Genomic DNA, 25,693 nt, shown 5'->3' with positions numbered 1-25,693 from the left:
GCATTGCCACACTTGCTTTGGTCTAGAGCCTCTGGCGGCCGATTCGCAGCATCCGTTGCACCCTGCCGGGTGCCCACCGTCATTCGAGGGTTTTCAGCATGAGCGGTCATCAGCAACGTCGACGCTTCCAACGCATCCCTTTCGACGCCACCACCGAGCTGTGCCAGGACGATCGCTGCTGGCCGGTGAGCTTGCTCGATCTTTCCTTGAAGGGCTTGTTGATCGCGGCGCCGGATGACTGGGACGCAGACCGCGAACGGCCTTTCCAGGCCACCGTGCACCTGGCCGCCGATGCCGTGGTGCGCATGCAGGTGGAGTTGCGCCATCACGAGGGCAAACGCCTGGGCTTTCATTGTTTGATGATGGACATCGACTCGATCAGCCATCTGCACCGCCTGGTCGAGCTGAATCTGGCCGATGGCGTGGCGATGCAGCGCGAACTGAGCGAACTCATCGAAGATTAGAATCTATTAGCAAGCTATCTATTCGGGCGCTGGCAAATTTCTGTCCAACCAGTCAGCTTCAGACGCAGCGTCCGGAAACTTGTATACACCCCTCTAGTACCGCCCTTCCTTTCCTGGAACGCAATCTGCATACAACCGAATCAGTGAGCGGTGGCGCGCGTGCAGCTTCACATTCAAATTATTGTATACAACCTGACCGTTCGGTTAGGTACGATTCATAGCGCTAGCGCCCCAGAACAATAATTCGAGAGAGCCTGCGCCATGACCACGTCACCCGCTTCGACCCCCGCTCCACGTTCCGAGGATGAAAACCTCGGCGTCGGTGCCAACCTCGCCTATGGCCTGCAGCATGTGCTGACCATGTACGGCGGCATCGTCGCGGTGCCGTTGATTCTCGGTCAGGCAGCGGGGCTTGGCTCGGCAGATATCGGCCTGCTGATCGCCGCGTCACTGTTCGCCGGCGGCCTGGCGACCCTGCTGCAAACCCTCGGCCTGCCGTTCTTTGGCTGCCAGCTGCCGCTGGTGCAAGGGGTGTCGTTCGCCGGCGTGGCGACCATGGGTGCGATTCTGGCCAGCCAGGATGGCGGTGGCCTGCCGGCGGTGCTCGGTGCGGTGATGGCGGCGGCGCTGATCGGGTTGCTGATCACCCCGGTGTTTTCGCGCATCACCCGCTTCTTTCCGCCGCTGGTGACCGGCATCGTCATCACCACCATCGGCCTGACCCTGATGCCGGTGGCCGCGCGCTGGGTCATGGGCGGCAACAGCGCGTCGGCGGATTTCGGCAGCGTGGCCAACATCGGTCTGGCGGCGCTGACCTTCGCCATCGTCCTGCTGCTGAGCAAGCTCGGTAGCGCCAGCCTGTCGCGGCTGTCGATTCTGCTGGCGATGGTCGCCGGCACGCTGATCGCCTGGGCGCTGGGCATGGCTGATTTCAGCCAGGTCGGCCAGGGTCCGTCATTCGCCCTGCCAACACCCTTCCACTTCGGCCTGCCGACCTTCCACATCGCCGCGATCCTGTCGATGTGCATCGTGATCATGGTGACGCTGGTGGAAACCTCGGCCGATATTCTTGCGGTGGGCGAAATCATCGACACCAAGGTCGACTCGAAACGGCTGGGCAACGGCCTACGTGCCGACATGGTGTCGAGCATCCTGGCGCCGATCTTCGGCTCGTTCACCCAGAGCGCTTTTGCGCAGAACGTAGGCCTGGTGGCCGTGACCGGAGTGAAGAGCCGTTACGTGGTGGCCACCGGTGGCCTGATTCTGGTGGTGCTAGGCCTGCTGCCGGTGATGGGACGGGTGATCGCTGCAGTGCCGGCCCCGGTGCTCGGCGGCGCTGGCCTGGTGCTGTTCGGCACGGTCGCGGCCAGCGGCATTCGCACGTTGTCGAAGGTCAGCTACCAGAACAACGTCAACCTGATCATCGTCGCCGCCTCGCTGGGCTTTGGCATGATCCCCATCGCCGCGCCGAACTTCTACCAGCACTTTCCCGGCTGGTTCGAGACCATCTTCCATTCCGGCATCAGCTCGGCGGCGATCATGGCCATCGTCCTCAACCTGCTGTTCAACCACTTCACCACCGGCAACCCGCACAATGCCTCGGTGTTCGCCGCCGGCTACGAGCGCACCATTCACTATTCGGATATTTCCGCCCTGCGCGACGGTGACTACTTCAAGGACGGCAAGCTGTTCGATGCCGAGGGCCATGAAGTGCCGGTGCTGGAGGCCCACGATCAGGGCAAACCCGCTTCACGGCGCAAGCCGGTGGTCGAGCACTGATCGATTGACGGTGCAGGGGCCGATGCGCATCGTCGGCCCCTTTTTTCGCTCAATCGTCGAACAACGCATCCAGCGCCTGCTCCAGGCGCGTCACGGCAATCACCTGCAAACCGGCCGGAGACTCTTTGGGCGCGTTGCCCTTGGGCACGATGGCGCGCTTGAAGCCATGCTTGGCCGCCTCCTTGAGACGTTCCTGACCACTGGGCACCGGACGCACCTCACCAGACAAGCCAATTTCACCGAACACCAGCAAGCCATGGGGCAACGGCCGGTTGCGCAGGCTGGACATTACCGCAGCCAGCAAGGCCAGGTCGGAGGCGGTTTCCAGCACCTTCACACCGCCCACCACGTTGAGGAACACGTCCTGATCGTGGGTCGGAATACCGCCATGCCGGTGCAGCACCGCCAGCAGCATCGCCAGACGGTTCTGGTCCAACCCCAGGGTGACCCGGCGCGGGTTGGCCAGGTGGCTGTCATCGACCAGCGCCTGCACTTCCACCAGCATCGGCCGCGTGCCTTCCCAGGTGGCCATGACCACGCTGCCAGGCACTTCCTCCTGGGCACGGTTCAAGAAGATCGCCGACGGGTTGGAGACTTCCTTGAGCCCGCGATCGGTCATGCCGAACACGCCCAGCTCGTTGATTGCACCAAAACGGTTCTTCACCGCCCGCAACAGGCGCAGGCGACCATCGGATTCGCCCTCGAAATACAGCACGGTGTCGACCATGTGCTCGAGCACCCGCGGACCGGCCAGCGAGCCTTCCTTGGTGACGTGGCCGACCAGGAAAATCGCCGTGCCGCTCTGCTTGGCATAGCGCACCAGCAGCGCCGCGCTTTCGCGTACCTGGGCCACACCACCCGGGGCTGACTGCAACTGTTCGGTGAAGATGGTCTGGATCGAGTCGATGACCATCACCCGCGGCTTTTCCATGCGCGCGGTGGCGATGATGGTTTCGATGCAGGTTTCGGTCATCACCTTGAGCTGGTCTTGGGGCAGACCGAGCCGGCGCGAGCGCATCGCCACCTGCTGCTGGGATTCTTCGCCGGTGACGTACAGCGCCGGCATGTGCGTGGCGATGTTGCACAGGGTTTGCAAGAGAATGGTCGACTTGCCGATACCCGGGTCACCGCCGATCAGCACCACCGAGCCATCCACCAGGCCGCCACCCAGTACCCGGTCGAGCTCGGCGCTGCTGGTGGTGAAGCGCGGAATCTCTTCGACGCTGACTTCGGCCAAGGTCTTGATCTGCGCCTGCTGCCCGGTCCAGCCGGCGCGGCCGCTGGGCGCTGCGGCGCCAGCGCTTTCGATCATGGTTTCCACCAGGGTGTTCCAGGCGCCGCATTCGCCGCACTGGCCCGCCCATTTGGGAAAGGTCGCGCCGCATTCGGTGCAACCATACAAGCGCTTGGCCTTGGCCATGGGTCGGTCTCCTGGAAAAACGGCCATGATACCCCCAGGGGCCATCACCTGCCGCATACCGCAATCGGCTAAAACTATTGGCTGGCAATACAGTCACTTGCAGCATGCGCAAGGCATGAAATCCATCGCTGGCTTACACTGCGAGCACATTCTTCATTTGTTACAAGGAACTACAGCATGAGCGTGATCAAGGAATTCAAGGCCTTCGCGGTCAAGGGCAATGTCGTCGACATGGCGGTCGGTATCATCATCGGCGCGGCGTTCGGCAAGATCGTCTCGTCTTTCGTTGGTGATGTGATCATGCCGCCGCTGGGTCTGTTGATCGGCGGTGTCGATTTCAGCGACCTGGCCATCACCCTCAAGGCCGCCCAGGGTGACGTACCGGCCGTGGTTCTGGCCTACGGCAAGTTCATCCAGACAGTGATCGATTTCATCATCGTGGCATTCGCCATCTTCATGGGCGTCAAGGCGATCAACCGCCTCAAGCGCGAAGAAGCCGTGGCCCCGAGCGCTCCGCCAACGCCGACTCCGCAGGAAACCCTGCTCACGGAAATCCGCGACCTGCTCAAGACGCAGAATCAGAATCGCTTGCCGTAACGACGAAGGGCCGCATTCAGCGGCCCTTCTTTCATACCCTGGCAGCCCTCACCAGTAGGTTTCCACCGCCACCTGCCCGGGCCTGCGGCTAAGGCTCAGTTGCAGGTCGCGGGCTTTGAGCACCTGGCGGGTATCGTCGATCATCTGCGGGTTGCCGCAGAGCATGATGCGCGAATGCTCAGGTGACAGCTCGAGCCCGGCTGCGCGCTCCAACTCGCCATTTTCGATCAGCGTGGTGATGCGCTCGCCCAAGGCCCCCGGGTGGGCTTGGCGGGTGACCACCGGAATGAACTGCAACTTGCCGGCAAACTCTTGCAGGTATTCGCGCTGTTCCAGCGCGGCGATGTCATCGAGGTAGGCCAGCTCCTTGGCCTCACGCACCGAGTACACCAGCTTGATCGATTCGAAGCGCTCCCAGGCTTCGAAGTCCTGCAGGATCGACATGAAAGGCGCGATGCCAGTGCCGGTCGCCAGCAGCCACAGATCACGTCCGCCGACGAAACGATCAAGGGTGAGAAAACCAAAGGCCTGGCGGTCGATGAGCAGCGTGTCGCCTTTGCCCAGACGGCTCAGCTCGCTGGTGAATTCGCCGCCCGGCACGACGATGGAGAAGAAGTCGAGAAACTCGTCATGGGGCGCGCTGACCATCGAGTAGGCCCGCCACGCCACACTGCCGTCGGCCTTGCTCACGCCGAGCCGGGCGAACTGGCCGGAACGAAAGCGAAAGCCGGCGTCACGGGTCACCCGCAAGGTGAACAGGTTCGGCGTCAGCGGCTGTACGTCCAGCAGGGTCTGACAGGTGTACTTGTCGGTATCGGCGGTCATGGCGGGCTCCAGTAAAGCGGTGCGCAAGTGTGGCGCAAAGCGGGGTGGATAAAAACCACCTTGTCAGCAGGGTGAAGCGGCTGTTTCTGGCACGATCGTCTGAACAGCGTCCGCCCACAGCCCCCGTCTCACTAGGGCTGTAGCGTTGCATACGGAGCGTTGGCAGGCACCCGACGGGCGGCATCTGCCAGAGATTTCGGGGGTCTGAGCCGCTTGCTGGCAGTCGAAATGACTAAACCTAAAGTGCGCTATAGCAAAAAAAACACTCTTGTAAATCGATGCTTTTCTACAATGCGAACGGGTAGTCAAACTCAAACCAGTGACTCTGGGGAAACGCGATGCCACATTGGACGTCTGACCAGCTTCAGGATCTGCTGGAAAACCGCGAGCCCGAAGCCGTATTCGATCGAGCGGTCGAGCTCGCTCAGGCACTGGACATGACTCATCTGGGAATGCGCTTGCATGTCCACACCGTCGCCAGGGGCAACGACACAGTTCTTTACAATAACTATCCGCCCGAGTGGAACCAGCAATACGAGCAAGAGAACTTCTGCCAGCTCGACCCGATCAAGTCGCTGTGTCACCACACCACGCTCCCGGTGCTGTGGGACGAAGATCACTTCACCACCACCCCACGCTTTCGCAAGGCCGCTTGCAAGCACGGGCTACGCCATGGCTGGACCCAACCGGTACACGGCCTGCGCGGTCACGAGAGCCACCTGAGCGTATCGCGCCCCTCGGGCAAGATCAGCGTGGCCGAGTTCTATGAAAAGGGCGCGGAGGTGCTGTGGCTGTGCAATACCCTGCATGCCGTACTCTGCGAGCACCACCAGAATCGCCTGGACGCCGTGTCGCCACCGCCCCACCTGAGCGATCGCGAACTGGAAGTGCTGCGCTGGTCAGCCGCCGGCAAGACCGCTGCCGACATCGCCTGCATTCTGTCGCTGTCGCAGAGCACGGTGAACTTTCATATTCGCAGCGTCATCACCAAGACCAACGCCTCGAACAAGGCCGGTGCCATCGCCATCGCCGCCATGCAGGGCATGCTCTGACGCACTGCGCCCAACGCGCCCGCAAAGCCCTGTAGAATCCTCCGCCTCACGTGCAGCGTGCCAACGTTGCAGGATTCGCCTCAGAGCCCGACCCAATGCCTTTGCTGAACAGCCCCTACGCCGACCTCGACCTGATTCGCCAGCCCGAGCAACCCAACGACCCACTGCAAGCCTTCGATGCCGCCGACGAGTACTTGTTGCAGCACCTGGCTGCCCAGGCTCCGGGCGCCGATTGCCGGGTGCTGGTACTCAACGACGCGTTCGGTGCCCTGGCAGTGAGCCTGGCCGGCCATGTGCAGGTGCTCAGCAGCGGTGATTCGCACCTGGCCTGGCTGGCGCTGCAGAAAAACCTCGCACGCAATGGCAAGGCGCCTGACAGCGTGCCGTTCGTGCCGGCCAGCGCCCAGTGGCAGGGCCGGTTCGACCGCGTGCTGCTGCGCGTTCCAAAAACCCTGGCCCTGCTCGAAGAACAGCTGATTCGCCTGCAAGGCCAACTGGCGCCTGGCGCCCAGGTGATCGCCGGGGCGATGCTCAAGCACCTGCCGCGCGCCGCAGGCGACTTGCTGGAGAAATACATAGGCCCGGTGCAGGCGTCGCTGGCGCAGAAAAAGGCCCGCCTGCTCAGCGCAACGCTGGCCGAGCGGCCGCCATTCGTGTCGCCCTACCCCACCACCTACCGCCTGCAAACCCCGGCGCTCGAGCTGCGCAACCACGCCAACGTGTTCTGCCGCGAAGACCTGGATATCGGCACCCGCGCCTTCCTGCCGCACCTGCCCGGCAACCTCGGCAACGCCCGGGTCGCTGACCTGGGCTGTGGCAACGGCGTGCTGGCGATTGCCAGTGCCCTGGCCAATCCCGAGGCGCAGTACACTTTGGTCGATGAGTCGTACATGGCGGTGCAGTCGGCCGAGGAAAACTGGCGCGCGGCGCTGGGCGAGCGTGAGGTCGAGGTGCGTGCCGGCGATGGCCTGGCCGGACAGCCCAGGCAGTCGCTGGATGTAGTGCTGTGCAACCCGCCCTTCCACCAACAGCAAGTGGTGGGCGATTTCCTCGCCTGGCGGATGTTCCAGCAGGCCCGCGAGGCGCTGGTGGTCGGCGGCGCGCTGTACATCGTCGGCAACCGTCATCTGGGTTATCACAGCAAGTTGGCGCGCTTGTTCCGGGGCGTCGAGCAAGTGGCTGCCACGCCCAAGTTCGTGATTCTCAAGGCGCGCAAATAAGAGGGCCGGCGTTGCCGGCCACTCGCGGCTGACGCCGATCCTGCAAGTGCTGCGAATGGCCGCACCTAGTGCGTGGTCAAGCCCGCCGCCGCCATGAACAGCCGCATCAGCCAGGCCGCCACACCCAGGGTGGCGACGCTGGCGAGCCAGATCAGCGCCAGCCAGCCCAGGCGCTGCCACAGTGGTTTCTTGACCTGTACATCGGGTTCACCGGTCATGCTCGCCTCCTGTCAGTGGTAGCCATCGTCGTGGCTGACCTTGCCGCGGAACACGTAGTAGCTCCAGAACGTGTAGCCAAGGATGAACGGCAGGATGAACAGCGTACCCACAAGCATGAAGCCCTGGCTCTGCGGCGGCGCGGCGGCTTCCCAGATCGAGATCGACGGCGGGATGATGTTCGGCCACAGGCTGATGCCCAGGCCGCTGTAGCCGAGGAAGATCAGCACCAGGGTAAGCAGGAACGGCGTGTAGTGGGTGTCCTGCGCCACCGCTCGCAGCAGCGCATAGAAGGTCACCATCACCAGAATCGGCACCGGCATGAACCAGATCAGGTTGGGCATGCTGAACCAGCGTTCGGCGATCTGCCCATAGGCCAGTGGCGTCCACAGGCTGACCACGCCGATCACCGCCAGCAGCACCAGCGCCAAGGGCCGTGCCAGGTCGTGCATGCGCTGGTGCAGGGGGCCGTCGGTCTTCATGATCAGCCAGGTGCAGCCCAGCAGGGTGTAGGCAACGATCAGCCCCAGCCCGCAGAACAGGCTGAAGGGGGTCAGCCAGTCGAGCGTGCCGCCTGCGAAATGCCGGTCGACCACCTTGAAGCCTTCGATGAACGCGCCCAATGCCACGCCCTGGAAGAAGGTCGCCACCAGCGAACCCCAGATGAACGCCTTGTCCCACAGGTGACGCTTGGCATCACGCGCCTTGAAGCGGAACTCGAAGGCCACACCGCGGAAGATCAGCCCCACCAGCATCAGGATCAACGGCAGGTACAACGCTTCGAGCACCACCGCATAAGCCATCGGGAACGCGCCGAACAGCGCCGCCCCGCCCAGCACCAGCCAGGTCTCGTTGCCGTCCCACACCGGCGCTACGGTGTTCATCATCACGTCGCGGTCGGCCTTGCCCTTGACGAAGGGAAAGAGCATGCCGATGCCTAAGTCGAAGCCATCCATCACCACATACATCATCACTCCGAAGATGATGATCACGGCCCAGATCAGCGGAAGATCGATACCCATGTTCAGTTCCCCTCGTTCGGGCGGGCGGCGGCGTGTTCGCTGCCATCGTCAGCGGCAGACAAAGGCCGCGCTGGCGTACGTTGTTGTCCCGGGCCACCGGACTGCGGCTGCTCACCGACCGTGCTCTGCGGGCCTTTGCGCACCAGGCGCATCATGTAGCCAAGGCCGGTGCCGAACAGCGCGAAGTAGACCACCACGAACATCACCAGGGTGATGCCCAGTTGCGTGTAGCTGTGGTTGGACACCGCGTCGGCGGTGCGCATCAGCCCATACACCACCCACGGCTGACGGCCGATCTCGGTGGTGAACCAGCCGGCGAGGATGGCGATCAGCCCCGAGGGCCCCATCCACAAGGTCAGGTAGAGGAACGGCCGCGAGCTGTACAGCTTGCCGCTGCGGCGCAGCCACAGGCTCCACAGACCGACCAGAATCATCAGCATGCCCAGGCCGACCATGATCCGGAACGACCAGAACACCACGGTCGAGTTGGGCCGGTCTTCAGGGGCGAATTCCTTGAGCGCCGGCACCTGTTTATCCAGGCTGTGGGTCAGAATCAAACTGCCCAGGGCCGGGATTTCCAGCTTGAAGCGGGTGGTTTCAGCCTGCATGTCGGGCAGGCCGAAGAGGATCAGCGGCGTTGGCTCGCCCGGGTGGTTTTCCCAGTGGCCTTCGATGGCGGCGATTTTCGCCGGCTGGTGCTTGAGCGTATTGAGGCCATGGAAGTCGCCGATCACCGCCTGCACCGGGGCGACGATCAAGGCCATCCACATGGCCATCGAGAGCATCTTGCGCACCGCCGGGTTGTCGCTCCCGCGCAGCAGGTGCCAGGCCGCCGAAGCGCCGACGAAGAACGCTGTGGCGACGAACGCCGCGGTGGCCATGTGCATCAGGCGGTAGGGGAACGAGGGGTTGAAGATCACCGCCAGCCAGTCCACCGGAATCACTCGTCCATCGATGATCTCGTAGCCTTGCGGGGTCTGCATCCAGCTGTTGGAGGCCAGGATCCAGAAGGTCGAGATGATCGTGCCGACCGCCACCATCACCGTGGCGAAGAAGTGCAGGCCGCGTCCGACGCGGTTCCAGCCGAACAGCATGACGCCCAGGAAGCCCGCCTCGAGGAAGAAGGCGGTGAGCACTTCATAGGTCAGTAACGGTCCGGTGATCGAGCCTGCGAACTCCGAGAAGCGGCTCCAGTTGGTGCCGAACTGATAGGCCATGACCAGGCCTGAGACCACGCCCATGCCGAAGTTGACGGCGAAGATCTTCGACCAGAAATGGTAGAGGTCGCGGTACACCTGCTCATGGGTTTTCAGCCACAACCCTTCGAGCACCGCCAGGTAACTGGCGAGACCTATGGTGATGGCCGGGAACAGGATGTGGAACGACACGGTGAAGGCGAACTGAATTCGGGCAAGCTCCAGGGCTTCTAGGCCGAACATGATGTTTCCTCGTCAGATGGTACGGCGGTACGGCACGCGGCCTACGCCCACTGCCCCCTCGAGTATCGAGCGCTGTGCATTGGAATTGTTCTGTCGGATTGCGGGGGTCCGGCTGCTCGCTGGCTGGCGAAAATTGATCCAGATCAATCGAGCACAGGAAGCATAGCCCCGAATGCCCCGACCCGACGTGTGGTTGAATGCCGCGTGACCCGTTGTCCCACCGCCTTTACCGGGGGGCCGAAGCGTGCCCACCCCGGCAATCAGCAAACATTTGTTACAAACAGGTGATAGGCTCTGCCTGAGCCTGAAACACCTGACCCGCACCGCTTCCCCGAGGTATCAGCCCACCGATGTCCGCCTCCCCTGCCCTGTTGCTGCGCCACCAGCGCCCCTTCGTCGCCTTCTGGTTCGCCCGGGTGTTCACCGCCAGCGGTTTTCAGATGCTCACCGTGGCGATTGGCTGGCATCTGTATCAACTGACCGGCAATGTGCTCGACCTGGGCCTGGTGGGCCTGGTGGAATTCGCCCCACGGGTGCTGTTCATGCTGCACACCGGGCATGTCGCCGACCGCTACGACCGACGCCGCGTGGCCGCGCTGTGCCAGACCTTGCAGGGTCTGATCGCCCTGGGCCTGGCGGTCGGCAGCGCCACCGACAACGTCAGCCGCGAGCTTATTTTCCTCCTGGCCTTCCTGCTCGGCGCCACCCGCTCGTTCGAAATGCCGGCGACCCAGGCGCTGCTGCCCAACCTGGTGCCGGCAGCGCTGTTCCCGCGGGCGGTGGCGGCCTCCGCCTCGGCCACCCAATCGGCGACCATCGTCGCCCCGGCCATCGGCGGTTTCCTGTATGCCTTCGGCAGCCTGTGGGTGTACGGCCCGACCGTGGCGCTGTACGCCATCGCCTGCCTGCTGACCCTGAGCCTCAAGGTGCGCCCGCAGGTGAGGCAAGCCGGCCGCGCCAGCCTTGACTCGCTGCTGGCGGGGGTGCGCTTCATTCGCAGCCGGCCGGATGTGCTCGGCGCCATCTCGCTGGACCTGTTCGCGGTGCTGTTGGGCGGCGCCACGGCGCTGTTGCCGGTGTTCGCCAAGGACATCCTGTTCACCGGCCCCATGGGCCTGGGCCTGCTGCGCTCGGCGCCGGCGGTGGGAGCGCTGCTGATGTCGCTGTGGCTGGCGCGTTTTCCGTTCGAGCGCAAGATCGGCCGCACCATGTTCACCGCCGTCGGTGTGTTCGGCGTGGCGACCATCGCCTTCGGCCTGTCGACCTCGTTCTGGTTTTCCCTGGCGGTGCTGGTGGTGCTCGGGGCAGCCGACATGGTCAGCATGGTCATCCGCAGCGCCTTCGTGCAGTTGCAGACGCCCGATGAAATGCGCGGGCGGGTCAGTGCGGTCAATGGCTTGTTCATCGGCGCCTCGAACCAGCTTGGGGAATTCGAATCGGGGCTGACCGCGCACTGGTTCGGCACGGTGCCTGCGGTAGTGCTGGGCGGCGCCGGCACATTAGTGGTCACCGGCCTGTGGATAAAACTGTTCCCGACCCTCGCCAGGCGCGACCGCCTGCATCAACCGCCGGTCGCCTGACGCCACGGCCCAGGCCGCGCAGCTCAACTGGCCGCGACATTCACTACCGTTCGGCGAACAGGCTGGTATGATGCGCGGCTTTTTTCCGCCCCGGAAAAATACGGCAGCCCTCGGGCGCTGTGCTTTGCTGATGGGGTCGATACATTCACGGCGCCGACGGCGACTTGGGAGCGGGCATGCTGGACAGGCTGTTTCAACTAAAAGCACACAACACCAACGTGCGTACCGAGATTCTTGCGGGCGTCACCACCTTCCTGGCCATGGCCTACATCCTCTTCGTCAACCCGAGCATCCTCGGTGAGACCGGCATGGACAAAGGCGCGCTGTTCGTCGCCACCTGCCTGGCCGCGGCCATCGGCTCGGTGACCATGGGCCTGATCGCCAACTACCCGATCGCCCTGGCCCCCGGCATGGGCCTGAACGCCTTCTTCACCTACACCGTGGTGCTGCACCAGGGCCACACCTGGCAAGTGGCGCTGGGTGCGGTGTTCATCTCGGCGGTGCTGTTCTTCCTGCTGTCGATCTTCCGTATCCGCGAATGGATCGTGAACAGCATCCCGCTGCCGCTGCGCTCGGCCATCGCCGCCGGTATCGGCCTGTTCCTGGCGCTGATCGCCCTGCACAACGCCGGTATCGTGGTGGATAACCCGGCCACCCTGGTGGGCCTGGGCGATCTGCGCGCACCGGCGCCGATCCTCGCCACCCTGGGCTTCTTCCTGATCGTCGGGCTGGAATCGCTGAAAGTGCGCGGTGCCGTGCTGATCGGCATTCTCGCGGTCACCGTCGCCTCCATCGTGCTCGGTTTCACCCCGTTCGGTGGCGTGGTCTCGATGCCGCCGTCGCTGGCGCCGACCTTCCTGCAACTGGACATCGCCGGCGCCCTCGACGTGGCGCTGATCAGCGTGATCTTCGCCTTCCTGTTCGTCGACCTGTTCGACAACTCCGGCACCCTGATCGGCGTCGCCAAGCGCGCCGGGCTGATGGGCAAGGACGGCCACATGCCGAAGATGGGCCGCGCGCTGATCGCCGACAGCACCGCCGCCATGGCCGGCTCGCTGCTGGGCACCTCGACCACCACCAGCTACATCGAATCGGCAGCGGGCGTCAGCGCCGGTGGGCGCACCGGCCTGACCGCCATCGTGGTCGCAGTGCTGTTCCTCCTGGCGCTGTTCTTCGCGCCGCTGGCAAGCAGCGTACCGGCCTTCGCCACCGCCCCGGCGCTGCTGTTCGTCGCCGTGCTGATGGCCTCGGGCCTGGCAGAAATCAACTGGGACGACATCACCGAAGCTGCACCGGTGGTGGTCACCGCCCTGGCCATGCCGCTGACCTACTCGATCGCCAACGGCATCGCCTTCGGCTTCATCACCTGGACCGCCATCAAGCTGATCTCTGGCCGCTACCGTGACCTCAACGCGGCGCTGGTGATTCTCTCGGTGCTGTTCGTCATCAAACTGGGCTGGTTCAACGCATGAGTGCTGCCTTCGATCCCTCGTCCTACAGCGAGCAGCTCACCGCCAAGGCGCAACGCCTGCGCGAGCTGCTGGCACCGTTCGCCGCCCCAGAGCCGCAGGTCTTCGATTCGCCGCAGGCGCACTACCGCCTGCGCGCCGAGTTCCGCCTGTGGCGTGAAGAGGGTCAGCGCCATTACGCGATGTTCGCCCCAGGTGAAAAACACAAAGCCATTCTCATCGACGACTTCCCCATCGCCAGCCAGCACATCAATGAACTGATGCCGCGGCTCAAGGCCGCCTGGCAGGGCAATGAAGACTTGAGCAATCGCCTGTTCCAGGTCGAGTTCCTCACCACCCTGGCCGGCGATGCCATGGTCACGCTGTGCTATCACCGCCCGCTGGACGAGGCCTGGGAAGTCGCCGCCCAGACGTTGGCCAGCGAGTTGAATGTCAGCGTCATTGGCCGTTCCAAGGGCAAACGCCTGGTGATCGGCCGCGATTATGCAGTGGAGAAGCTCGAGGTTGCCGGTCGCACGTTCAGCTACCGCCAGCCGGAAGGCGCCTTCACCCAGCCCAACGGCACGGTCAACCAGAAGATGCTCGGCTGGGCCTATGAGGCCATGGGCGAGCGCAGCGACGACCTGCTCGAGCTGTACTGCGGCAATGGCAACTTCACCCTGCCGCTGGCGACCCGGGTACGCAAGGTGCTGGCCACCGAGATCAGCAAGACCTCGGTCAACGCGGCCCTGAGCAACCTCGACGAGAACTGCGTGGATAACGTCTGCCTGGTGCGCCTGTCGGCCGAAGAACTGACCCAGGCCCTCAACGAGGTGCGTCCGTTCCGCCGCCTGCAGGGCATCGACCTCAAGCAGTACGACTTCGGCACCGTGTTCGTCGACCCGCCGCGCGCCGGCATGGACCCGGACACCTGCGAGCTGACCCGGCGCTTCGAACGCATTCTTTATATCTCGTGCAACCCGGACACCCTGGCGGCGAATATCGCGCAACTGCACGACACTCACCGCATCGAGCGCTGCGCAGTGTTCGACCAGTTCCCCTACACCCACCATATGGAAAGCGGTGTGTTGCTGGTGCGTCGCTGAGGCATCACGCCCGTTGACCGGGGCTGTTTCACAGCCCCTACCGGGTCGCTCGAACCCCCTTGCTGCGTCATGCCACAGCAGCACCGCCCACACCTGAACTAATCTGCATGGGCAAAGCTCATACAGGCTTATTGCAGGAGAACTTCGATGGATTGGCGAAAAGGTCGGCGCAGCGACAACGTGGTGGATGCCCGCGGCTCGGGCGGTGGCGGCGGTATGCGCTTTGGTGGCGGCAAAGGCCTGGGCCTGGGCGCCATTCTATTGATCGTCGGCATCGGCTGGCTGACCGGCCAGGACCCGTTGCAGATCCTCGGCCAGCTCACCGGGCAGATGGAACAACGCCAGGCCGCCCCCGCCGGCACCGAGGGCAAGGCGCCGCCGGCCAACGACGAACAGGCCGAGTTCGTCTCGTCGATTCTGGGCGACACCGAAGACACCTGGAAGGCCCTGTTCGCCCAGTCCGGCCAGCAGTACCGTGAACCGAAGCTGGTACTGTTCAGCGGCCAGGTCAATTCGGCCTGCGGCTTCGCCTCGGCGGCGGTCGGCCCGTTCTATTGCCCCGCCGACCAGCGCGTGTACCTCGACATGTCGTTCTTCCGCGAGATGGAAACGCGCTTCTCTGCCGCCGGCGACTTCGCCCAGGCCTATGTCATCGCCCACGAAATAGGCCACCACGTGCAGACCCTGCTGGGTGTGTCGAAACAGGTGCAGGCTGCGCGTCAGCGCGGTGAGCGTATGGAAGGTGCCAATGGCCTGCTGGTGCGTCAGGAGTTGCAGGCCGACTGCTTCGCCGGGGTCTGGGCCTACCAGGCGCAGAAGCGCCTCAACTGGCTGGAGCCGGGCGATGTCGAAGAGGCCCTGAACGCTGCCAATGCCATCGGCGACGACCGTTTGCAGCAACAAGGCCAGGGCCGCGTGGTGCCGGACTCGTTCACCCACGGCACTTCGGCCCAGCGCGTGCGCTGGTTCAAGACCGGTTTCGAGCAGGGTGACGCGCAGCGCTGCGACACCTTCAACGCCCGCAGCCTCTGACCTTCACCTTCCGGTCCTGACTGTTTTCCAGCAGTCAGGGCCGCCGCTGCACCCTCGCCCTCCCTTCACGCCCGACGCAGCGCTCGGCAGGCATTTGCCAATTGCCGACGAATTCTGCTGAAAAAGCGTTTCAGCTAACACGATGCCAGCCGATAACCCCTGACGACTCAGCGGGCTCTGAAGAACAACAACGCCCCGCGATCGAGAATGACGGAGCAAGACTTAATCTTCAGGAGTGCGTGCATGAACAGCTGGTTTGCCAACATCAGCGTGAATTTGAAACTGGGACTGGGCTTCGGCGTGGTCCTGCTACTGACTGGCCTGCTGGCCCTGACCGGCTGGTTCAGCGTGGGTAGCCTGATCGACCGCAGCAACTGGATGAGCGACATCGGTCAGCTCAACAAGGACCTCACCGAACTGCGCATCGCCCGCCTGCAGTACATGATCGCCAACGGCGACGACGCCTCGGCGGCCAATGTCCAGGCCAAGCTCGATACCTTCAGCGCGCAGCAGCAGCGCCTGACCAGCACCTTCAAGAGTGCCGAGAACGTCCGCCTGCTGGGCGAACTGGGCAAGACCATCGAGCAATACAAGGTTTCCTTGAACCTGATGCGCAGCGGCTACAAGACCTCCCTGGCCTCCCGCGAGCGCATGCAGGAGGCGTCCGCCCGTGCCGATGCCACTCTCGAAGCGCTGGGCAAGGCCATGCTGGCCCGCTCGGAACCCGACGGCATGCTGCTGGCCCATTACCAGCTGACCAGCGAAGCGCGCCTGCAACTGCAACGGCTGATCATCGACGTGCGTGGCTACATCGCCGACAGCAGCGCTGCCAACGAACGCACCGCCCTCAACCAGTTGCAGAGCACCGTCAGCGCCGCAGCCGACCTGCAAGCGCAACTGCCGCGCGACGCCGACGGCGCCCAGCGTTTCTCCGCACAGGTCGGGGTGTACCGCGATGCCGTGCAGTCGTTCCGCGAAGCGGTCGCCACCATCGCCCAGGCGCGCCAGGAAATGACCGTCGAAGGCGCCGACATCGTCAAGACCAGCAATGCCCTGTACCAGCTGCAACTCGACCGCCGCGACAGCGAGAGCGCCCAGGCGCGTACCTTGCAGATCGGCGCCACCTTGCTGGCCCTGTTGTTCGGCATCGTCGCTGCAATCGTCATCACCCGGCAGATCACCAAGCCGTTGCAGGAAACCCTGAGCGTGGTCGAGCGCATCGCCAGCGGCGACCTCACCCACACCCTGCACGTCAAGCGCCGTGACGAGCTGGGCGTGCTGCAACAGAGCATCGGCCACATGGGTACCACCCTGCGTGAACTGATCGGCGGCATCCGCGATGGCGTCACGCAGATCGCCAGCGCCGCCGAGGAACTGTCGGCGGTGACCGAGCAGACCAGCGCCGGGGCCAACAGCCAGAAAGTCGAGACCGATCAGGTCGCCACCGCCATGCATGAAATGGCCGCCACCGTGCAGGAAGTGGCGCGCAACGCCGAGCAGGCCTCGGTTGCCGCCACCAGTGCCGACGGTGTCGCCCGCGACGGCGAGCGCGTGGTGGGCGAGGCGATCTCGCAGATCGAGCGCCTGGCTGGTGAAGTGCACCGCTCAAGTGAAGCGATGAACAGCCTGCAACAGGAAAGCCAGAAGATCGGCAGCGTCATGGACGTGATCAAGTCGGTGGCCGAGCAGACCAACCTGCTCGCCCTCAACGCCGCCATCGAAGCCGCCCGTGCCGGTGAGGCCGGTCGTGGCTTCGCCGTGGTCGCCGACGAGGTGCGTGGCCTTGCGCAACGCACGCAGAAATCCACCGAGGAAATCGAAGCGCTGATCGAGGGCCTGCACAAAGGCACGCAACAGGTCGCCACGGTGATGCTCGGCAGCCGCGAGCTGACCGACAGCAGCGTCGAGCTGGCACGCCGCGCCGGCGCCTCCCTGGGCACCATCACCGGAACGGTGTCGAGCATCCAGGCGATGAACCAGCAGATCGCCGCCGCCGCCGAGCAGCAGGGCGCCGTGGCCGAGGAAATCAGCCGCAGCATCCTCAACGTGCGCGACGTCTCGGAACAGACCGCCGCGGCCAGCGACGAAACCGCCGCCTCCAGCGTCGAGCTGGCGCGGTTGGGCGGGCATTTGCAGATGCTGGTGAGTCAGTTCAAGGTGTGATTCAGGGGCGCAGGGCTGGAGCCTTGCGCACCTCTGAGACTTGCGTTGCCTGAACGTTTTTTCGCGGCTGCGGTTTAGCCGCGAATGGCCTGCCGCCTTATCAAAATCCGCAGAGGCTAACGCACAATCACCCCAACCCCCCGCCCGCGGGGATCGGAAGCGGTTTCCACGCGCTCGCCGGTCACCCGAATCGCCTGGACATCGCCCATGTTCCAGCCCTGGTCTTCCAGCGTGTAACCCATCTTCTTCAGCTCCGCGGCCACTGGCCCGGTCAGCGGCGCGTAGCTGTCGTAGTAGATGGTGTCCTTGGGCAGCAACTGATGGTGCACGCGCTGGGCGGCGACGGCTTTCTCCAGCGGCATGTCGTAGTCATACAGGTTGTTCAGCACCTGGAAGATCGAGGTGAAGATCCGCGAACCGCCGGGAGTGCCAAGCACCAGTGTCACTTTGTCGTCGCGGGTGACCAAGGTCGGGCTCATCGATGAGAGCATGCGCTTGCCCGGCTCGATGGCATTGGCGTCGCCGCCAATCACCCCGAACACATTGGCGGTGCCGGGCTTGACGCTGAAATCGTCCATCTCATCGTTGAGCAAGAAGCCCGCGCCCTTGACCACCACGCCACTGCCGTAGTCGAGGTTGAGGGTATAGGTGTTGCTCACCGCATTGCCGTCTTTGTCGACGATGGAAAAGTGCGTGGTCTGGTGCGACTCAAGGCCCGGCTTGATCGACTCGGTGGCCGAGATCGCCTGCGGATTGACCTGCGCGGCGCGCTGCGCCAGGTAGTCCTTGGCCATCAGACGCACCATGGGGACCTGGGTGAAGGCCGGGTCGCCGAGGTAGTCGGCGCGGTCGGCGAATACGCGTTTTTCGATTTCCGCCAACAGGTGGATATAGCGCGCCGAGTTGTGCGCCACGCCCTTGAAGTCATCGCTGCGCAGCTCCTTGATGCCCAGCAACTGCGCCAGGGCGATGCCGCCCGAGCTTGGCGGCGGCGCGGTGTAGACGATGTTGCCGCGCCACTCGATGGCCACCAGATCACGCCACAGCGCCTTGTAGTCGCGCAGGTCGTCGGCAGTGATCAGGCCCTTGTCGGCTTTCATCTGCGCCACCAGCAGTTCGGCGGTCTTGCCTTGATAGAACTCGGCAGCGCCTTTGTCGGCGATGCGCTCGAGGGTCTTGGCCAGCTCCGGCTGCTTGAACGGCTCGCCGACTTTCATGCTGCCGAAATAGTCGTTGAAGTTGGTCCCGGCCTTGAACAGGCGGTGGGCATCGTCGCGGTACTGGTACTGTTTTTCGGCAATCTTGAAGCCATTGCGCGCATAGCCAATGGCTGGGGTCAGCAGTTCGCTCCAAGGCAGCTTGCCGAATTTCTCATGGGCTTCCCACAAGCCCATCACCGTGCCGGGCACGCCAGCGGCGCGGGCGCCGATCAGGCTGAGGTTTTCGATCACCTGGCCTTTGTCGTCCAGGTACATGTTGCGGCTGGCAGCCTTGGGCGCCACCTCGCGGTAGTCGAGAAAATACGGATTGCCGTCCATGAACAAGGTCATGAAGCCGCCGCCGCCAATGTTGCCGGCTTCGGGGTAGGTCACTGCTAGGGTGAAGGCGGTGGCCACAGCAGCGTCTACGGCATTGCCGCCGCGCTTGAGAATGTCGGCGGCCACCTGCGCGCCGTACTGGTCGGGCGCAGCCACCGCGCCGGCCTGCAAGGTCACGGCGTAACTGGCGGAGCTGGTGAGGATCGCGGCGGCAATGGCCACCGACTGGAACACGACGATACGCATGGGCACTTCCTTGGTCATTGTTCTTCTCGGCCTTTCATTAAGGCCCAAGCCCCGCAGCGCTGCAAACCGCCGTCGCTCAACAGGCGTAGACCGCCAGCTTGTGCTGGATGAAATCGAGGAAGCATTGGATGCGCAGGGCCAGTTGCGTGTTGCGGTAGTACACCGCGTGAATCGGCTGGCGATAGCCGCTGTTGGCGTCGGCCAGCAGCACCTGCAGGCGGCCGCTGCGGATGTCCTCGTGGGTCATGAAGTGCGACAGGCAGACGATGCCCTCTCCGGCCAGGGCCAGCTTGCGCAGCGTCTCGCCATTGGAGGCCAGCACCTGCGCACGGATGCTCCAGCGGTCGCCCTCGGCATGGCGCAGCGGCCAGTGGTTGAGGTTGTCTGGCTGGGTGAAACCGAGCAGGCAATGCTGCTCGAGGTCGTGCACCTGCCGCGGCGTGCCGTGGCGCGCCAGGTAGCCGGGGCTGGCCAGCACCTGCAGCGGGCTGCAACCGAGCGAACGGGCGTGCAGGCTGGAATCACTCAGCTCGCCGATGCGAATCGCCACATCGGTGCGCTGTTCCAGCAGGTCGATGATCAGGTCGTCGGTGTTCAGCTCCAGCTCGATGTCCGGGTACTGGCGGCGGAACTCACCGATCCACGGCACGATCGCGTGCAGCATGAACGACGTTGCCGCGTTGATGCGCAGGCGTCCGGCCGGGGTCTGGCGGTGCAGTGACAGGCGCTCTTCGAGCTCCTGCATCTGCCCGAGAATCAGCCGCGAGCGTTCGAGGAAAAACCGCCCCTCTTCGGTCAGTTCCATGCGCCGGGTGGTGCGGTTGAGCAAGGTGGTGCCCAGCCGTGCTTCCAGCCGCGACAGGCTGCGGCTGAGCGAAGACGGCGTCTGCCCCAGTTGCTCGGCAGCAGCGGAGATCGATCCACAGTCGATCACCGCGACGAATACTTGCAGTTCTTCTGAGCGCGTCTTCACAACGGGCAGGCCTGTCTGGGGGTGGGCGATGATTGATAACGGCTCATCGCCGGCGCTGCAAGCCTGTTCGCCCTCAGCCATCGATTTCAGTCGCGTGCGAACACCTCGCCCAGGTGCGCCTGGTAGCGGGCAAGCGTGGCGGGCACATCGGGGCGTTTCATGACATCCACCGCAAGGAAGGTCGGCAGCCCGGTCATGCCGAGAAACTCATGGGCCTTGTGGAACGGGAAGTAGACCGCATCCACGCCTTTGCCTTCGAAGAAGTCGTGCGGGTCATCGAAGGCCTGCTGCGGGGCGTTCCAGGTGGCAGAAATCATGTAGCGCTTGCCCTGGATGAGGCCGCCGCTGCCGTATTTCTGCGAGGCATCGCTGCGCGTGCGGCCATCGTTGGCGTAGAGGCTGCCGTGGCCTGCGGTGAACACCTCATCGAGGTACTGCTTGACGGTGTAGGGCGCGCCCATCCACCAGCCCGGCATCTGGTAGATCACCACATCGGCCCAGAGAAATTTCTGCACCTCTTCGTCGACGTCGTAACCGCCATCGATGAAGGTTTCGCGCACCTCGAAGCCGGGCTGGTCGAAGAACGCCACGGCGCCGTCGTGCAGGGTCTGGTTGAGGCGCCCGTCGGAATGGGCGAAGCGTTTGCCGCCGTTGAGAAGCAGAATGTGCTGCATGGAAAGCCCCACGGGTCGTCGACCCAGTCAATGAACAGGGCCGCAGACTACCCAGCGTATGGGGGCGGAAACACCCGCTTGCGGGCAAATGATAGTTGCGCAGAATTCACGAATCGCCCGGCCAGTGTTGTCATAGACTCAGTCACTCCCACTTTCAGGAATCCGTTCACCATGACCGAACCCTACGCGTTCATTCTCAAGGCCAAGACCCGCGCGGAAAAAGCCGACGCCTTCGAACTGCTGTTCCGCGCCGCCGTGCAATCGAGCCGCGCCGAGAAAGGCTGTGTCGAGTACCACATGCTGCGCGACAAGACAGACCCGAGCCTGTTCGTGTTCTTCGAGGTGTGGGCCAGTGAGGCCGACTTCCAGGAGCACCTGAAAAAACCGCACATGGTCACCTTCCACGAGCAACGCTCGGAGTACCTGGAAACCGATTTCGATATCCAGTCCATCGAAATGCTCAGCCCAGCCTCGTCCAGCCGTTGAGCCCTCGCTGGGCGCCGAGCGGGGCCAGGCCGGCCCCCTTGCAGCGCCCCGCCAGCACCAGAGTGAGCAGCCCCGGCAACCAAAGCGCCGGGCCGAGGTCTGGATAGAAACCCGGAAAAGGCGCCATGGCAGGAGTCCTGCCCGGCTGCGGGGGGTCGCCAGGCGGCATGCACATGCACATGCACATGCACTGCATCACATCCGCATCCACGGCAACTTGCCCTGCCCCTGGGCCTTTACCGACAATCGCCGCACCCAGCACCGTGAGAAGGATTTCCTGCATGCCGTCGATCTACCAGCTCAAGCCACGTTTTCAGGCCTTGCTGCGCCCCAGCGTGGAGCGCCTGCACGCTCGCGGCGTCACAGCCAACCAAGTGACTCTGGCGGCCGCCGGCGTTTCGCTGCTGCTGGGCCTGCTGCTGGCCTGGCAGGCACACAGCACCTGGCTGTTCCTGCTGGTGCCGCTGTGGATGCTGCTACGCATGGCGCTCAATGCCATCGATGGCATGCTGGCCCGCGAATTCGGCCAGCAATCGACGCTCGGCGCCTACCTCAATGAACTCTGCGACGTGGTGGCCGACGCGGCGCTGTACCTGCCGTTCGCTCTGCTGCTGGGTGTGTCTGCGCCGTTGGTGGTGGTGGTCGTGCTGCTGGCGGTGATCAGCGAATACGCAGGCGTCATGGGGCCGCTGGTCGGCGCCTCGAGGCGCTATGACGGGCCGATGGGCAAGAGCGACCGCGCGTTCGTGTTCGGCGTGATCGGCGCAGGCGTCGGTTGCGCCCTGCTGCCGGCCAGCTGGATCAACGGCCTGCTGGCGGTGGTTGCGCTGCTGTCGCTGTACACCCTCTACAACCGGGTTCGCCAGGGCCTGGCCGAAACCCGCTGAGCCCTCCTGACGGACAAGGAACCTCACCATGCGCCAAGCGCAATCGCTGCATTTCTCAACCCATGATGGCGTCGAGCTGCACTACCGCCACTGGCCGGCCACCCGTAACGAGCACCAGCCACGCCGCGCCGTGGTGATGTTCCACCGCGGCCATGAACACGGCGGGCGCCTGGCGCACCTGGCCGATGAGCTGGACATGCCCGGCTACGACTTCTTCGCCTGGGATGCTCGCGGCCACGGTCACTCGCCCGGCGCTCGCGGCGACAGCCCAGGCTTTGCCACCAGCGTGCGCGATGTGCAGACCTTCATCGAACACCTGCAACGCACCCACGGCATCGAGCAGCACGACATGGTGGTGCTGGCGCAAAGCGTCGGCGCCGTGTTGATCGCCACCTGGGCGCACGACTACGCGCCCAAGGTGCGCTGCCTGGTGCTGGCCTCGCCGGCGTTCAAGGTCAAGCTCTACGTCCCCTTCGCCCGCCCCGGCCTGAAGCTGCTGAAAAAGCTGCGCGGCAACTTCTTCGTCAACAGCTACGTCAAGCCACGCCTGCTCACCCATGACCCACAGCGGGTGATGTCGTACAGCGCCGACCCCCTGATCAGCCGGCCGATCTCGGTGACCATGCTGCTGGGCCTGTACGAGGCCGCAGACCGCGTGGTGGCGGATGCCCAGGCCATCCAGCTGCCGACGCAGTTGCTGGTCTCAGGGGCCGATCTGGTGGTCGAGCGCGCCCCGCAGGAACGCTTCTTCGAACGCCTGGGCAGTGCCCGCAAGGAAATGCACCTGCTGCCGGGGTTCTTCCACGACACCCTCGGCGAGCGTGACCGCGGCCATGTGCTCAGGCGCATCGAGCGCTTCGTCAGCCAGTGTTTCGATGCACCGCTGCCGGCGCCTTCGCTGCTCGATGCCGACCGGGTCGGGGCCAGCTGCGCCGAAGCCGAAAGCCTGGCCGCGCCGCTGCCGCGCCACTCGCCGCGTGACCTCTACTGGCGCGCCACCCGCGCCGGCCTGCGCCTGGGCAAGGGCCTGTCTGAGGGGGTGAAGCTGGGCTTTGACACCGGCTTCGATTCCGGCAGCACGCTCGACTACGTGTACCGCGACCAGCCCACCGGCAAAGGCCGGCTGGGACGCATGATCGACCGCAACTACCTCGACGCCATCGGCTGGCGCGGCATTCGCCAGCGCAAGGTGCATGCCGAGGAACTGCTGCGCGAGGCCATCGCGCGCTTGCACGAGCAGCAGCGCCCGGTGCATATCGTCGACATCGCAGCCGGCCACGGCCGCTACATCCTCGAAGCCCTGCAAGGCCTGCCGCAGTTGCCTGATTCGATTCTGCTGCGCGACTACAGCGAGCTGAACGTGCGCCAGGGCAGCGCGCTGATCGACGAAAAGGGCCTCGGCGCCATCGCCCAGTTCGTTCAGGGCGATGCCTTCGACCGCGACAGCCTGGCCAACCTGCACACCCGCCCGACCCTGGCGGTGGTCTCGGGCCTGTACGAGCTGTTCGCCGACAACACCCAGGTGGGCACGTCCCTGGCTGGGCTGGGCGACGCCGTCGAGGAAGGTGGCTACCTGATCTACACCGGCCAGCCGTGGCACCCGCAGCTGGAGATGATCGCCCGCGCCCTGACCAGCCACCGCGAAGGCCAGGCCTGGGTCATGCGCCGGCGCAGCCAGGCCGAGATGGACCAACTGGTGGAAGCGGCAGGTTTCCGCAAGATCAGCCAACGCATCGATGAATGGGGCATCTTCAGCGTCAGCCTGGCGCAACGGGTGAGTGAATGAACCCAGCCCGCGAGCCGCGGCTGATCCGCCGCGGGTTGTTGTGGCTGCTCTTGCTCGGCCCGCTGTTCTTCCTCAGCTATGGCCTGAGCAACACCTACAGCGCGGGCCGCGCCGACGTCGGCAGCCTGGTGTTCGACTGGGAGCGGCACCTGCCGCTGTGGCCGTGGACCATCGTCCCGTACTGGTCGATCGATCTGCTCTACGGGCTGTCGTTCCTGTTGCCACTGAGCCGCCGGGAAATGGATCGCCACGCCCTGGCACTGCTCACCGCCCAGGTGCTGTGCGTGATCGGCTTCCTGCTCTGGCCGTTGCGTTTCACCTTCGAGCGACCGGCCCTGGAGGGGCTGTTCGGGGTGATGTTCGACGTGCTGATGGGCTTCGACAAACCGTTCAACCAGGCGCCCTCGCTGCACATCGCCCTGCTGGTGATCATCTGGACGATGTTCGCCCGCCACGTGCAGCGCCAGCCCTGGCGCTGGCTGGTGCATGGCTGGATGGCGCTGATCGGTGTGTCGGTGCTGACCACTTGGCAGCACCACTTCATCGACGTGCCCAGCGGCGCTGCGGTGGGGCTGTTGTGCGTATGGCTATGGCCGGGCCAGGGTGCATTGCCCTGGCAGCAGGCGAGCCTTGCCCGTGAGGGCAAGCGCTGGGCACTGGCGGCGAGCTACGCGCTGGGCGCGGCCCTGCTGCTGACGCTGGCACTGAGCCTTGCGGGCGCTTCGCTGCTGTTGCTCTGGCCAGCGCTGTCGTTGAGCCTGGTGGCAATGCACTACGCCTGGCTGGGGCCCACGGGGTTCCAGAAAGGCGGCGATGGGCGCTTGTCCAGCGCCGCCTGCTGGCTGCTGGCGCCGTACCTGGCGGCAGCCTGGCTCAACTCGCGGCTGTGGACCCGGCGCTACCCGCAGGCCGATGAAGTGTGTGCCGGGGTGTACCTCGGGCGCCTGCCCAGTGCCGGCCAGGCGAGCGGCTTTGCGGCCATCGTCGACCTGTGCGCCGAATTGCCCTGCCGGGCCAGGGTGGCGCACTACCGCAGCCTGCCCAGCCTCGACCTGATCGCCCCAGAGCACGCCACCCTGGCCGCGGCGGCCGAGGTCATCGAGCGTTTGCGTGGCCATGGCCCGCTGCTGGTGTGCTGCGCCTTGGGCTACTCGCGCAGCGCCAGCGCAGTGGTGGCCTGGCTGCTGGCGAGCGGTCGCTGCGCCACCCTTGAGCAGGCGTTGGCGCAGGTGCGTCAGGCGCGTCCCGGGGTGGTGTTGCGTGCAGCGCACCGCCAGGCGTTGCAGGTGCTGGAGCGGACGCAATGAAGTTGCTGCTGACCGCCAGCCTGTTGCGCCGTGGCGCGCAGCTCGAACGGGTGTCCGATGGCATCAGCCTGCTCGCCCTCGGCTATGCGCTGACTCCATTGCTGGGGCTGAAGCTGGCCCTCAGCGCCAGCCTGCTGTGCGCCGTGCTGGTGCTGTTGGGCCTGGCGCACAAGTACTGGGCCATGCGGGTGGCGCTGGATGCCGAGCTGTTCGCAAGCCTTGCCGCCCGCCACGCGACACTCATGGAAGACACCCAGGCCCTCGACCAGGCATTGACCGACCTGCGCCTTAAGCCGCCGAGCCCTGCCCCACGCAGCTGGGATTCGCGCTGCCAGGGCGCGTTGCGCCTGCTGCGCCGCCAGACCCTGTGTTTTGCCCTACAGACCGTGCTGCTGTTGGCTACCCTGCTGACACTGCCTTTCATCGGATGATC

24 protein-coding genes are annotated in these 25,693 nt (G+C 64.6%); 15 read left to right on the top strand and 9 right to left on the bottom strand.

The window, feature by feature from the left end:
• Nucleotides 1-98 precede the first annotated feature (98 nt).
• Nucleotides 99-464 carry a PilZ domain-containing protein gene (locus tag H618_RS0116890; RefSeq protein WP_028696189.1) on the top strand — a complete coding sequence of 122 codons (366 nt, stop codon included), beginning with the start codon at nt 99-101 and terminating at the stop codon, nt 462-464.
• A 261-nt stretch (nt 465-725) separates the two neighbouring features.
• Nucleotides 726-2,243: a nucleobase:cation symporter-2 family protein gene (locus tag H618_RS0116885; protein WP_028696188.1), complete on the top strand. Its 1,518-nt coding sequence runs from the start codon at nt 726-728 to the stop codon at nt 2,241-2,243.
• Nucleotides 2,244-2,292: 49 nt separating this feature from the next.
• Here H618_RS0116885 and radA read toward each other — a convergent pair whose 3' ends face one another.
• On the bottom strand, nt 2,293-3,663 hold the full coding sequence (gene radA / locus H618_RS0116880) for a DNA repair protein RadA (protein ID WP_028696187.1): 1,371 nt from the start codon (nt 3,661-3,663) through the stop codon (nt 2,293-2,295).
• Between the two features lie 177 nt (nt 3,664-3,840).
• Between radA and mscL the strand changes: the two genes are divergently transcribed.
• Complete coding sequence (mscL, locus tag H618_RS0116875; protein ID WP_028696186.1) at nt 3,841-4,260, top strand: large-conductance mechanosensitive channel protein MscL; 420 nt, start codon at nt 3,841-3,843, stop codon at nt 4,258-4,260.
• Nucleotides 4,261-4,308: 48 nt separating this feature from the next.
• Here the strand turns inward: mscL and H618_RS0116870 are convergent, their stop codons facing one another.
• Nucleotides 4,309-5,085: a ferredoxin--NADP reductase gene (locus H618_RS0116870; protein ID WP_028696185.1), complete on the bottom strand. Its 777-nt coding sequence runs from the start codon at nt 5,083-5,085 to the stop codon at nt 4,309-4,311.
• Nucleotides 5,086-5,423: 338 nt separating this feature from the next.
• Between H618_RS0116870 and H618_RS0116865 the strand changes: the two genes are divergently transcribed.
• Nucleotides 5,424-6,137: a LuxR family transcriptional regulator gene (locus H618_RS0116865; protein ID WP_028696184.1), complete on the top strand. Its 714-nt coding sequence runs from the start codon at nt 5,424-5,426 to the stop codon at nt 6,135-6,137.
• Nucleotides 6,138-6,232: 95 nt separating this feature from the next.
• Complete coding sequence (locus H618_RS0116860; protein WP_028696183.1) at nt 6,233-7,357, top strand: methyltransferase; 1,125 nt, start codon at nt 6,233-6,235, stop codon at nt 7,355-7,357.
• A gap of 65 nt (nt 7,358-7,422) precedes the next feature.
• Here the strand turns inward: H618_RS0116860 and H618_RS21825 are convergent, their stop codons facing one another.
• The 3 genes from H618_RS21825 to H618_RS0116845 are packed head-to-tail and all read right to left on the bottom strand — an operon-like array spanning nt 7,423 to nt 10,034.
• Entirely contained in the window at nt 7,423-7,575 is a 153-nt protein-coding gene (locus tag H618_RS21825; protein WP_033727744.1) for a DUF2474 domain-containing protein, read from the bottom strand.
• A 12-nt stretch (nt 7,576-7,587) separates the two neighbouring features.
• Nucleotides 7,588-8,595 carry a cytochrome d ubiquinol oxidase subunit II gene (cydB, locus tag H618_RS0116850; protein WP_028696182.1) on the bottom strand — a complete coding sequence of 336 codons (1,008 nt, stop codon included), beginning with the start codon at nt 8,593-8,595 and terminating at the stop codon, nt 7,588-7,590.
• A gap of 2 nt (nt 8,596-8,597) precedes the next feature.
• Complete coding sequence (locus H618_RS0116845; protein ID WP_028696181.1) at nt 8,598-10,034, bottom strand: cytochrome ubiquinol oxidase subunit I; 1,437 nt, start codon at nt 10,032-10,034, stop codon at nt 8,598-8,600.
• Between the two features lie 350 nt (nt 10,035-10,384).
• On the opposite strand from H618_RS0116845, the gene H618_RS0116840 reads away from it, so the two are divergent.
• From H618_RS0116840 to H618_RS0116820, 5 genes are all read left to right on the top strand, one after another.
• Entirely contained in the window at nt 10,385-11,614 is a 1,230-nt protein-coding gene (locus H618_RS0116840; protein WP_028696180.1) for an MFS transporter, read from the top strand.
• A gap of 176 nt (nt 11,615-11,790) precedes the next feature.
• Nucleotides 11,791-13,086: an NCS2 family permease gene (locus H618_RS0116835; protein ID WP_028696179.1), complete on the top strand. Its 1,296-nt coding sequence runs from the start codon at nt 11,791-11,793 to the stop codon at nt 13,084-13,086.
• Nucleotides 13,083-14,168 carry a tRNA (uridine(54)-C5)-methyltransferase TrmA gene (gene trmA / locus H618_RS0116830; RefSeq protein WP_028696178.1) on the top strand — a complete coding sequence of 362 codons (1,086 nt, stop codon included), beginning with the start codon at nt 13,083-13,085 and terminating at the stop codon, nt 14,166-14,168. The genes H618_RS0116835 and trmA overlap by 4 nt, the downstream gene beginning before the upstream one ends.
• Nucleotides 14,169-14,315: 147 nt before the next feature.
• Nucleotides 14,316-15,200 carry a KPN_02809 family neutral zinc metallopeptidase gene (gene ypfJ / locus H618_RS0116825; protein WP_028696177.1) on the top strand — a complete coding sequence of 295 codons (885 nt, stop codon included), beginning with the start codon at nt 14,316-14,318 and terminating at the stop codon, nt 15,198-15,200.
• A 207-nt stretch (nt 15,201-15,407) separates the two neighbouring features.
• Nucleotides 15,408-17,363, top strand: coding sequence for a methyl-accepting chemotaxis protein (locus tag H618_RS0116820; RefSeq protein ID WP_425414205.1), 1,956 nt, complete (start codon nt 15,408-15,410; stop codon nt 17,361-17,363).
• A gap of 116 nt (nt 17,364-17,479) precedes the next feature.
• Here the strand turns inward: H618_RS0116820 and ggt are convergent, their stop codons facing one another.
• The 3 genes from ggt to mdaB all read right to left on the bottom strand — a co-directional run bounded on the left by ggt (nt 17,480) and on the right by mdaB (nt 20,794).
• The gene (ggt, locus tag H618_RS0116815; RefSeq protein WP_028696175.1) at nt 17,480-19,147 is read right to left on the bottom strand and encodes a gamma-glutamyltransferase; all 1,668 of its coding nucleotides are present in this window, start codon (nt 19,145-19,147) and stop codon (nt 17,480-17,482) included.
• Between the two features lie 76 nt (nt 19,148-19,223).
• Nucleotides 19,224-20,120 (bottom strand): LysR family transcriptional regulator, encoded by an 897-nt coding sequence (locus H618_RS0116810; RefSeq protein ID WP_028696174.1) that lies wholly within the window; start codon nt 20,118-20,120, stop codon nt 19,224-19,226.
• A gap of 86 nt (nt 20,121-20,206) precedes the next feature.
• The gene (gene mdaB, locus H618_RS0116805) at nt 20,207-20,794 is read right to left on the bottom strand and encodes an NADPH:quinone oxidoreductase MdaB (protein WP_028696173.1); all 588 of its coding nucleotides are present in this window, start codon (nt 20,792-20,794) and stop codon (nt 20,207-20,209) included.
• Nucleotides 20,795-20,965: 171 nt separating this feature from the next.
• Here mdaB and H618_RS0116800 point away from each other — a divergent pair, with 171 nt between their 5' ends.
• The gene (locus H618_RS0116800; RefSeq protein WP_028696172.1) at nt 20,966-21,280 is read left to right on the top strand and encodes a putative quinol monooxygenase; all 315 of its coding nucleotides are present in this window, start codon (nt 20,966-20,968) and stop codon (nt 21,278-21,280) included.
• Here H618_RS0116800 and H618_RS22825 read toward each other — a convergent pair.
• A complete protein-coding gene (locus H618_RS22825; RefSeq protein ID WP_154660681.1) occupies nt 21,255-21,407 on the bottom strand; it encodes a hypothetical protein in 153 nt (50 codons plus the stop codon). The genes H618_RS0116800 and H618_RS22825 overlap by 26 nt on opposite strands.
• 154 nt (nt 21,408-21,561) lie before the next feature.
• On the opposite strand from H618_RS22825, the gene H618_RS0116790 reads away from it, so the two are divergent.
• From H618_RS0116790 to H618_RS0116775, 4 genes are read left to right on the top strand one after another with little or no spacing between them, the layout of a single operon-like run.
• Nucleotides 21,562-22,167 carry a CDP-alcohol phosphatidyltransferase family protein gene (locus H618_RS0116790; RefSeq protein WP_028696170.1) on the top strand — a complete coding sequence of 202 codons (606 nt, stop codon included), beginning with the start codon at nt 21,562-21,564 and terminating at the stop codon, nt 22,165-22,167.
• A gap of 28 nt (nt 22,168-22,195) precedes the next feature.
• On the top strand, nt 22,196-23,953 hold the full coding sequence (locus tag H618_RS0116785; RefSeq protein WP_028696169.1) for a bifunctional alpha/beta hydrolase/class I SAM-dependent methyltransferase: 1,758 nt from the start codon (nt 22,196-22,198) through the stop codon (nt 23,951-23,953).
• Nucleotides 23,950-25,260: a phosphatase PAP2/dual specificity phosphatase family protein gene (locus tag H618_RS0116780; protein WP_028696168.1), complete on the top strand. Its 1,311-nt coding sequence runs from the start codon at nt 23,950-23,952 to the stop codon at nt 25,258-25,260. The genes H618_RS0116785 and H618_RS0116780 overlap by 4 nt, the downstream gene beginning before the upstream one ends.
• The gene (locus H618_RS0116775) at nt 25,257-25,691 is read left to right on the top strand and encodes a hypothetical protein (RefSeq protein WP_028696167.1); all 435 of its coding nucleotides are present in this window, start codon (nt 25,257-25,259) and stop codon (nt 25,689-25,691) included. Before H618_RS0116780 ends, H618_RS0116775 begins: the two co-directional genes overlap by 4 nt.
• The last annotated feature ends 2 nt before the right edge of the window (nt 25,692-25,693 follow it).

Origin of the sequence: Pseudomonas cremoricolorata DSM 17059 = NBRC 16634, from assembly GCF_000425745.1 — a bacterium.
GTDB lineage: Bacteria > Pseudomonadota > Gammaproteobacteria > Pseudomonadales > Pseudomonadaceae > Aquipseudomonas > Aquipseudomonas cremoricolorata.
Note: the sequence above shows the minus strand (reverse complement) of the source record. Positions and strands in the feature narration are given on the sequence as shown.

What these genes read in the sequence shown, in the direction of transcription:
- H618_RS0116890 (WP_028696189.1), top strand. Translation starts at nt 99, where the DNA reads ATGAGCGGTCATCAGCAACGTCGACGCTTCCAACGCATCCCTTTCGAC.
- H618_RS0116885 (WP_028696188.1), top strand. Translation starts at nt 726, where the DNA reads ATGACCACGTCACCCGCTTCGACCCCCGCTCCACGTTCCGAGGATGAA.
- radA (WP_028696187.1), bottom strand. Translation starts at nt 3,663, where the DNA reads ATGGCCAAGGCCAAGCGCTTGTATGGTTGCACCGAATGCGGCGCGACC.
- mscL (WP_028696186.1), top strand. Translation starts at nt 3,841, where the DNA reads ATGAGCGTGATCAAGGAATTCAAGGCCTTCGCGGTCAAGGGCAATGTC.
- H618_RS0116870 (WP_028696185.1), bottom strand. Translation starts at nt 5,085, where the DNA reads ATGACCGCCGATACCGACAAGTACACCTGTCAGACCCTGCTGGACGTA.
- H618_RS0116865 (WP_028696184.1), top strand. Translation starts at nt 5,424, where the DNA reads ATGCCACATTGGACGTCTGACCAGCTTCAGGATCTGCTGGAAAACCGC.
- H618_RS0116860 (WP_028696183.1), top strand. Translation starts at nt 6,233, where the DNA reads ATGCCTTTGCTGAACAGCCCCTACGCCGACCTCGACCTGATTCGCCAG.
- H618_RS21825 (WP_033727744.1), bottom strand. Translation starts at nt 7,575, where the DNA reads ATGACCGGTGAACCCGATGTACAGGTCAAGAAACCACTGTGGCAGCGC.
- cydB (WP_028696182.1), bottom strand. Translation starts at nt 8,595, where the DNA reads ATGGGTATCGATCTTCCGCTGATCTGGGCCGTGATCATCATCTTCGGA.
- H618_RS0116845 (WP_028696181.1), bottom strand. Translation starts at nt 10,034, where the DNA reads ATGTTCGGCCTAGAAGCCCTGGAGCTTGCCCGAATTCAGTTCGCCTTC.
- H618_RS0116840 (WP_028696180.1), top strand. Translation starts at nt 10,385, where the DNA reads ATGTCCGCCTCCCCTGCCCTGTTGCTGCGCCACCAGCGCCCCTTCGTC.
- H618_RS0116835 (WP_028696179.1), top strand. Translation starts at nt 11,791, where the DNA reads ATGCTGGACAGGCTGTTTCAACTAAAAGCACACAACACCAACGTGCGT.
- trmA (WP_028696178.1), top strand. Translation starts at nt 13,083, where the DNA reads ATGAGTGCTGCCTTCGATCCCTCGTCCTACAGCGAGCAGCTCACCGCC.
- ypfJ (WP_028696177.1), top strand. Translation starts at nt 14,316, where the DNA reads ATGGATTGGCGAAAAGGTCGGCGCAGCGACAACGTGGTGGATGCCCGC.
- H618_RS0116820 (WP_425414205.1), top strand. Translation starts at nt 15,408, where the DNA reads ATGACGGAGCAAGACTTAATCTTCAGGAGTGCGTGCATGAACAGCTGG.
- ggt (WP_028696175.1), bottom strand. Translation starts at nt 19,147, where the DNA reads ATGCGTATCGTCGTGTTCCAGTCGGTGGCCATTGCCGCCGCGATCCTC.
- mdaB (WP_028696173.1), bottom strand. Translation starts at nt 20,794, where the DNA reads ATGCAGCACATTCTGCTTCTCAACGGCGGCAAACGCTTCGCCCATTCC.
- H618_RS0116800 (WP_028696172.1), top strand. Translation starts at nt 20,966, where the DNA reads ATGACCGAACCCTACGCGTTCATTCTCAAGGCCAAGACCCGCGCGGAA.
- H618_RS22825 (WP_154660681.1), bottom strand. Translation starts at nt 21,407, where the DNA reads ATGGCGCCTTTTCCGGGTTTCTATCCAGACCTCGGCCCGGCGCTTTGG.
- H618_RS0116790 (WP_028696170.1), top strand. Translation starts at nt 21,562, where the DNA reads ATGCCGTCGATCTACCAGCTCAAGCCACGTTTTCAGGCCTTGCTGCGC.
- H618_RS0116785 (WP_028696169.1), top strand. Translation starts at nt 22,196, where the DNA reads ATGCGCCAAGCGCAATCGCTGCATTTCTCAACCCATGATGGCGTCGAG.
- H618_RS0116780 (WP_028696168.1), top strand. Translation starts at nt 23,950, where the DNA reads ATGAACCCAGCCCGCGAGCCGCGGCTGATCCGCCGCGGGTTGTTGTGG.
- H618_RS0116775 (WP_028696167.1), top strand. Translation starts at nt 25,257, where the DNA reads ATGAAGTTGCTGCTGACCGCCAGCCTGTTGCGCCGTGGCGCGCAGCTC.